Below are 1,275 nucleotides of genomic sequence, written 5' to 3'. Positions count from 1 at the left end.
CTAGTGCGTTGACCACGAACGTTGCCGGGGTGCTGGGGACGCGCCGGTCGATGCTCGCGGTGCCGGGTGTGTAGGCCTCATCCTCGATGTCGACGTGATCGCTGTTGAGGGTGAGGGCGAAGATGGCAGAGCCGGTCAGGGCACGGCGATTGACCGATGAAGAGGGGCAGAAGCTGCAGCAGATTGTTCGGCGGGGCCGTCACGAGTCCGTGCGGGTCCGCCGGGCACTGATCATCATGGCGTCGGCGTCGGGTACCACCGTGACGGCGATCGCCAAGTTGGTTGCCGCGCATCAGGACACCGTCCGGGACGTGATCCATGCGTTCAACGAGAGAGGGCTGGCCGCGCTGGACCCTCGGTGGGCGGGAGGCCGTCCCCGCCTGATCAGCGATGACGACCGTGAGTTCATCATCGCGACGGCCAGGACCCGCCCGATCACGCTGGGGCGCCCGTTCACGCACTGGAGCCTTCGCAAGCTCGCCGACTACCTGACCCGCAACCGGGATCACCGGGTGCGCATAGGCCGCGAACGGCTGCGGCAGATCCTGCGCGAGCACCGGATCTCCTTCCAGCGCACCCGCACCTGGAAGGAGTCCAAGGACCCGGACAAGGACATGAAACTCGACCGCATCGAGCAGGTGACCAGCCGCTTCCCGGACCGGTGCTTCGCGTTCGATCAGTTCGGCCCGTTGTCGATCCGGCCCTGCCACGGCACCGGCTGGGCACCAGAGAAGAAGCCGGACCGGTTGCCGGCCACCTACCACCGCACCCACGGGATCCGGTACTTCCACGGCTGCTATTCCCTCGGCGATGACCAGTTGTGGGGCGTGACCCGCCGCCGCAAGGGCGGCGACCACAGCCTGGCGGCGCTGAAGTCGATCCGGGCAGCCCGACCCGACGGCGCCCCCATTTACGTGATCATGGACAACCTCTCGGCGAACAAGACCCCAGCGATCCGGGCCTGGGCGAAGAAGAACAAGGTCGAGTTGTGCCTGACGCCGACGAGTGCCTCGTGGGCCAACCCGATCGAGGCCCAGTTCGGACCCTTACGCGCCTTCGTCATGGGCGGTTCCAACCACCCCAACCACACCGCGCTCGCCCGCAGGCTCCAGGACTACCTGCGGTGGCGCAACGCCAACGCCCGCCACCCCGACGTGCTGGCCGCACAACGCCGCGAACGCGCCAAGGTCCGCAGCGAACGCCAGCAACGCTGGGGCCGCCCACGCCCCAAAGCCGCCTGATCAACCCCGGCAACGTTCGTGGTCAACGCACTAG

The 1,275-nt window shown here is 67.7% G+C and carries 1 protein-coding gene; it reads left to right on the top strand.

Features of this window, described 5'->3' with window-relative positions; genetic code table 11:
- Positions 1-122: 122 nt before the first annotated feature.
- Positions 123-1,241 (top strand): IS630 family transposase, encoded by a 1,119-nt coding sequence (locus ACZ4MF_RS49040; protein WP_467500959.1) that lies wholly within the window; start codon positions 123-125, stop codon positions 1,239-1,241.
- The last annotated feature ends 34 nt before the right edge of the window (positions 1,242-1,275 follow it).

The organism is Streptomyces sp. NPDC025793, from assembly GCF_055558375.1.
The sequence above is the reverse complement of the archived record's forward strand: the minus strand, read 5'-3'. Positions and strand labels throughout refer to the sequence as shown.